This window comes from Pseudovibrio sp. POLY-S9, from assembly GCF_001431305.1.
Lineage (GTDB): Bacteria > Pseudomonadota > Alphaproteobacteria > Rhizobiales > Stappiaceae > Pseudovibrio.
The window spans coordinates 1-6,753 of the sequence record NZ_LCWX01000044.1; the positions used below are offsets into that span (position 1 = coordinate 1).

The 6,753-nt window shown below is 52.5% G+C and carries 4 protein-coding genes; 3 read left to right on the forward strand and 1 reads right to left on the reverse strand.

What is annotated here, in order from left to right; all coding sequences use genetic code 11:
• Window positions 1-104: 104 nt before the first annotated feature.
• A complete protein-coding gene (locus PPL9_RS31045) occupies window positions 105-3,254 on the reverse strand; it encodes a Tn3 family transposase (protein ID WP_161831187.1) in 3,150 nt (1,049 codons plus the stop codon).
• Here PPL9_RS31045 and PPL9_RS02670 point away from each other — a divergent pair.
• From PPL9_RS02670 to PPL9_RS02680, 3 genes are all read left to right on the forward strand, one after another.
• Window positions 3,229-3,831: a recombinase family protein gene (locus PPL9_RS02670; RefSeq protein ID WP_057461201.1), complete on the forward strand. Its 603-nt coding sequence runs from the start codon at window positions 3,229-3,231 to the stop codon at window positions 3,829-3,831. The two genes, PPL9_RS31045 and PPL9_RS02670, sit on opposite strands and share 26 nt — an antisense overlap.
• 219 nt (window positions 3,832-4,050) lie before the next feature.
• On the forward strand, window positions 4,051-5,895 hold the full coding sequence (locus PPL9_RS02675) for an ATP-binding protein (protein ID WP_200962076.1): 1,845 nt from the start codon (window positions 4,051-4,053) through the stop codon (window positions 5,893-5,895).
• A gap of 209 nt (window positions 5,896-6,104) precedes the next feature.
• Entirely contained in the window at window positions 6,105-6,554 is a 450-nt protein-coding gene (locus tag PPL9_RS02680; protein ID WP_057461202.1) for a hypothetical protein, read from the forward strand.
• Window positions 6,555-6,753: the final 199 nt, after the last annotated feature.

Sequence of the window (6,753 nt, forward strand, 5' to 3'; positions counted from 1 at the left end):
GGGTCCGTCGACATAAAGGTACGCGGGGTCCCACATTGATTTTCTTAAGTACTGCCCGCGCTTTGATTTTTCCTGGATTAGTCCTCCCTGTTCTGGATGCTGTTTCACGCGGCTGACTTCAGGGGGAGGATTCCGAGGACATCGCGGAGTTTTTCGTCTGAGAAGTCGTATTCGCCGAGCATGTTGATATGTGCCCAAGCCACGGGTGCGTGTGCAGCGATTGCCCGACGCAGATTGTCTCTGGTCTCCTCATCGGGAGCCTTTTCGAGTTGGCGTGCGAGATAGAGATAATTCCAGCAGATGATGGAGTTCTTGATCAGACGATTGCAAGCTTCAGCGATCTCCATCTCTTCTTTCTCGACCTGAGTGAATTCGCGGGGATTGCCGACTGCGACAGCGCGGGTGAAACGGTTGGCGAGTTCTACTTTATTGAGTTGGCGTTCGATGGCCTGCCGGAGATCAAGGTCGTCGACATAGCAAAGGATGAACAGGGACTTGATGATCTGCCCGAAGGCTTTCAGGGTCTGATACAGCACATGCTGGCGAGAATAGGAGTTCAGCCGCCGGAAGATATCGGAGGCGGTGTTTTCCTTAAGCTTGATTGTCGCGACCAGACGCAGGAGCGCATCCCAGTTTTCGCGGATCAGGACTTCATTGATGGTCATGTCCGGTCTGATAATCCAATCCCGGTTCCTGGTCCGATCTGGTTTGAATATGTACAGTGTCTGTTTGCCAACGCCTTTGATACGTGGGGCAAAGGAAAAGCCCAGAAGATGTGTCATGCCGAAGATGGCTTCGTTGTATCCATGGCTATCGGTGGAATGGATGTCACTTTTGACAACATCGTTGTGCATGAGACCGTCAATAACATAGGCGCTTTCGCGATCAGCCGCACTGATCATCAAGGAATACCAAAGAAAGAGCCGTTCGTCTGCGAACGTATAGGCTGAAACCCCCTGGTTCTGGCCAAAATACTTGAACGATCGGCTGGCCAGCAGGCTTTCACCACGCACTTCAAACTTCTGCCCGTCACTGGCGGTGTGAAGCGTTCCTGCTTCCTGACGATAAATGTTGGGCAATTCCATCTCGTCCATGGCCTTGACGACGGCGTCATTGGCGGCGCGAATGTTGTCGAGAGAGAAGCGCCAGTTGACCGCATGTTCCAGCTCTCCTTCGGTCACGCGCGAGGAGATGCGCGCCATCTTGCGCACGCCGATACCGCAACCGAGACCCATGATCCCGGCGAGGAGCACTGGATGGGAGACAGCCTGTCGGATATGTGTTTGCTGCCAGTGCTCGAACGCGTTCAGCATCCCGCAATGGTTATTGATGGTTTCCAGAACCTGTGCCAGCGGAACGTCATGGCGTTGAGGAAAAAGATCTCTGGTTGGGCTGGCCTCATCGGACCCAGCCGCGGGGGTTGCTATATGAAAGGTGCCATCGGACCGTACTTTGAGATGCTGATTTGCGGGAGCATTGGTGTTTGTCAGTTCATATTGCTGTGCCAGTGCGTCTCTAAGTTTGGCCAGTACGGGTTCGGGATCCGCAAATTCGGTCAGACCCGCACGTTCTAACAATTCCTGCTTTTCTTCTCGCCATCGCTCCGGGGCGATCAGATAATCATCCATGGGGCGATACTTGTAGGACTGCGATAGATTGAGGTCGCCGGATTTGATAGCGGCTGCAACATGCTGGAACAATAAGACTTTGTAGAGCGAGGTGCGGAATGTTTCATCGGCACGGGTCAGCGCTGCCCGCTCGTCTACATCAAGAAAGTCCGTTGGTGCACCCACCGCAACTGCCCCATCCTTGCGCTTGAAGTGATCGATGGCGGCAAGAAGCCCGGCGGCCCGGTCGTTTCGGTCGAATGAGATCACCCGCAGGATAGGGTTGAGGCGATTTTGTAGCTGCAGAGATTGTGCTTCCAGCACATCGAACCAGCTTTTATCCCGTCCGGTCGCGGTTAGATCATCCTTTAGCCGCTCGAATGCACCGGAGCGTCCCTGACCCAGTAAAGATCGGATGGCATCAACTTTCTCAGTGTTCGACATTTCAACTGTCTCAGTCACGTTGCGAATGTCGCGCAGGAGGCCGAAGACCGATGTGTCCAGATCCTTGACAACGGCTTTGATCTGATCTTGCTGTTCTTTACGGCTTTCGAGTAGTTGTTCGTTGTGCTTGCGTTTCGCCTTTGTCTGAAAGGACGCCATGACACTGAGCCAAAGATCGATCAGATTGTCTTGGGTGCGGTAGAACTGGTGGGCAACAAACGCGGTAGCGTGGATCCGGCGATCATTATCCGTGCGCTGTTGAAGTTGGAACAGGCGTGATCGCAGGACACTGCCCGCAAAATACCGGATACCGGCAGCTCCCAGGTCGAGTGTGGCTAGGGAGCATTCAAGCTGGCTATGCAACTCGGCGAGCGTTTCATAGTCAGCGATGGCTTCCTTGATCTTGGTCGGTTTTGTAGATTGCGAAAGTTTCTTCAGCAGGGTCAAACGATATCGGTTCTGATCATCCGCCGTTGTGAACATGCCGTCCAGCAAGATGCGCGCGTCGTTTGTGAGATGCGTGTCCATGAGAATGATCAGTTCAGCTTTCCGCGCCTGTAATCCGGATCGGATTAGCTCTAGCAGAACACCCGAATTTGGAACCTGAACCCGCCGTTGGATAAGAAAATCGACACAGCGATCAAAGATTAGGCGAGGTTTCAGATACATTCGCGCCATCGTTGCGATCTCGACAGCCAGGTCGCCTTTGGTTTTCTGAACGAATGATGTGAAGCCATAAAAGTCCAGAATGAGCCGACGGTGACGTGTGCGGGTCTGCTTGGGGTATGCTTGCGAAGAAAGATCTGATCCTGATAACCCCAGAAGCTTTGCTGCCACTGCAATGTCGGGGGGATGGAAATCCCGTGGGTTGTAGAATTTTCTCGTCGCTTTGAAGTAGGCGCACATCACCAAGAATCCAATTTGACTGGAGGGCGAGCGCAGCCCGGATGCAATATCCATCAAAGGCTTCGGTAGATCAAAACATCGCTTGCGCTCGCGGAAGTCGAATACTGGCGACCGATCAAACACCTCTTGCTCGGACGTTGAAAGGATCTGCATTCTGGGCATAGTCATCTCCGTAATAAAGGGTGTCCGGGAATCGGTCGTTTGACGGCCCCGCGTTTTGCTGTCCGTCAATATGGCTTGACAACGGAATTCAGGACAAGATGATTGACGGATGGAAAAACGGACAAAAATTGCCAAAGTCTATGCGCCAGTCGGATATGCACGCATCTCAACGGCCGAGCAATCGCTGGCACCGCAGATTGATGCTCTGAAAGCTGCTGGTTGTGGTGAGATTTTTGAAGACTGTGTTTCAGGTACGAAAACGGATCGGCCCGGGCTGAATGAAGCGCTTGATTACCTGCGTTCCGGAGACACACTCATCGTATGGAAGCTTGATCGCCTCGGACGAAGCATGAGTCATCTGATCGACACGGTTCGCGACCTTGACCAGCGCAACATCGGGTTCAAGTCTTTGACGGAAGGCATCGACACAACTACAAGCGGCGGCACCCTCGTCTTCCACCTGTTCGGCGCTCTGGCCCAGTTCGAGCGTGACCTCATTCGTGAAAGAACCCGCGCAGGTCTGAGCGCGGCTGCTGCACGCGGCCGAAAAGGAGGACGCAAGGCTGTCGTCACGGCTGAAAAACTGAAGCGAGCGAAAATGCTGATCGAAAGGGGCCTGACGGTTCGTGAAGCCGCAGCCCGCATAAAAGTTGGCAAAACCGTTCTTTATGACGCGATCAAGGCAGGCAATACGAGAAGCGACCAAGACTGATCTACCTGCCCGCAAATGCCAAAGGACCGCAAACACGCCAAATCCTGTGGGGCCAAACGTACATTTATGCAGGTAGACCCATGAATGCCAAATCTTTGTTTAACTTTTTTGGGCTGAGGGGTGTCACACATTGTTCACCCCATCTCCTGATGGTTGAGACCTCACAATGTCTCGCCCTCTCGTGAAGCACAGCGCTCACGAAAACCTATGGAGAACGATATGTTGAACGATACTGATACCCCAGCGGTCGGGGAGCTTGAGCTGAGTTGGGCACCCGATGCCCCGAAAGGCGGCAAGACCGTTATGAACCGCATTCTGAAGGACGGCGCAAACGTTCCGTTGTTCTTTGCGCAAACCCTTGTCTCGTCACTGCGTGATCAGGGCTATAATGACACAACCTCAGCACTTTGCGAGCATGTTGACAACTCGATCCAAGCTGGTGCCAGTGAGGTTCGCATCTATTTTCGCCAGACTGGGAAACCGGGAGCTTACAAGACGGATGTTGCTGTCTTAGATAACGGTCAAGGTATGGCCCCTAACGTCCTGAAAGTTGCCATGGCCTTCGGTGGGTCAATGAACTTCAACAACCGCTCTGGCATTGGTCGATTTGGCATGGGGATGAAAACGGCGGCTCTGAGTATGAGTCCGCTTGTGGAATTCTACTCGTGGCAAGAAGTAGGTGCGATCTACAACCTCGCTCTAGATGTGGAGGCTATTGGGCGTGAGCGTTCAAACAACGTCTTCTTGCCCGACCCAGAACTACTGGATGAGCTGCCCGACGATGTCGCGGACATTATTCAAAAGCCAATGTCCATCCCAAAAGACCGTAGCCAGCAAGAGCTACTCGCCGAGATTAAAGACGACCTTGAAGAAGCACTCGGCAGCTCTGGTACGATCATTTTTATGCCAAATTGTGATCGTCTAAGCTTCGCGAAGGCAAACACGCTGGTGGATCATGCCACTAAGGAGATGGCTCGCGTTTATCGTCATGCTATCGGTGATGGGTTGAAGCTCTTTATCAATAACAGACAGGTCACCGCTTTTGATCCCACCTATTCGATGGCCAATGCCCGTCATCGTCAATATCTCGACGAGATTGAAGCCAAGGGAAGCAAGTTGGTCACAGCCAAGTTGATCGAAATCCCAATCCACGACAAGGAAGACAGCGAGACTGCGCAAATCAAGATTAGCCTTTTCAAGCTGCCCATTGAAGAGTGGTACCATTTGCCGCAAAAAACACTGCGCAATGATCTCCACGTATTCAACGGTCAGACGGTGTCGATTCTTCGGAACGGGCGTGAATTGTTTGCGGATCGAATGCCGGAACTGACCACACGCCACTCGATCACGCATTGGTTTCGCGTGCAAATAGACTTCCCCGGCGACTTGGACGAAGCATTTGGTGTCGCGGCAAACAAGCAAGGTGTTCGTCCCAAAGGGTACGTCAAAGAGGCGATCAAAAAGGGTGTCGGGGAAGACATCAGTACTGTTATCAATGAAATCAGACGCTTCCAAAGCGAGCAGCGCACGAACGCCAATGCTGCAAAGCCGTCCACGAGTGAAAACAAAGCAACGGCATCTGACCCCCACCAATCTCGTTCTCTAGCATTGAGTGCTGAAGAAGAAGTGCAGATCGAAGAAAACCTGCGCACGCTTGCCGTCACACTTAAGCGCGCCAATGAAACGGACGATGAGGCCTTTAAGCGCGTTAAGGCCTCCCGATATCTTATCCAGTACGTTCATGATGACTATTGGCCATTTTATCGGGCGCAGCATCGTTATGGTCGGGTGATCCTCTCCATCAATACAGCACACCCGTTCTTTTCTGAACTCTATGATCCGATCAGGAAACTGGATGGAGCAGATGGTTCTGACAACGATGAGAACAATGGTGCAAAGCATGTGCGGGAACAGACCGGACCATTGGTGGCACTCGAACTACTCCTGCTTTCCCTAGCTCGCACGCAATCTGCGCTTTCTCTGGAAAACGAGGATGCCAATAGAACGCTGGAAACGCTTCAGCGTGAATGGTCGGAAACACTTCGCATCCAGCTGACATCATAACTTGGGTGTCGGCGGTCGTATCAGGCCGCCGACATCTCTTATTAGTTGAGAGCAATGCATTTAGGGTGTAATCTAGCTCTCATGGAAATGACCGACGCGGGTGACCGTCATCAGCAAGCACAGCGTCTGTGCTGGTGAAACCTCCCAAGAAGGCCGTTTCCTTTCATCCTTGCGACGCCACACGGCCCGCACAAACAATGAGGTGTAAAATGGAAGACCAATCGGTCGACTGGGCAGAGTATGCCCGTATTCAAGAAGAACTAAAAAAGTCAAAGACATCCAATGATCGCCAATGGGGGCTGGAGTATGCCCACAATGCGATCTTGGGTGATATTGTCAAAGGCAATTCGTTTGATCGCTCTGACGTTGAGCGTCGCATCCGATCGGGTGCACGGCGAAACCGGTATCGCACTCGCCTTTTGCGATTGCAGCCAATTGCATGGCAGCCGGAAAATACCGATCCCTCAGTCGCCTTCGAGTCCCGTTCCGCCCTCAAAATGCTACAGGCCGAAGTAGATGACTTTGACCTGATCGAAAAAGTTGCGAAAGGGTATAACTACGACGAGCTGGCGACGCACGGAAACGACGCAGTAGGGGCTCTACGGAAACGTGTCTCCCGAATCCGGAAGCGCGCTCGAACTCTACTCCCGGACGGTTGAAATAAAAACTCGCCGAGCGACTCAGAAATGCGGCGCTCGGCAACTCATCCTCAGGCTTAAGATGTGACGATATCCGATAGCTTAGCCACAGATGCAGAGCCATCCCGCATGTGAACAAGGTTCTCTGGCTTAGATATGAACCAAGCAAAAGATACACCAAATCCTGTGGGACTAAACGTACCTTTATGCAGATAGACCC

What these genes read in the sequence shown, in the direction of transcription:
- PPL9_RS02670 (WP_057461201.1), top strand. Translation starts at nt 3,229, where the DNA reads ATGGAAAAACGGACAAAAATTGCCAAAGTCTATGCGCCAGTCGGATAT.
- PPL9_RS02675 (WP_200962076.1), top strand. Translation starts at nt 4,051, where the DNA reads ATGTTGAACGATACTGATACCCCAGCGGTCGGGGAGCTTGAGCTGAGT.
- PPL9_RS02680 (WP_057461202.1), top strand. Translation starts at nt 6,105, where the DNA reads ATGGAAGACCAATCGGTCGACTGGGCAGAGTATGCCCGTATTCAAGAA.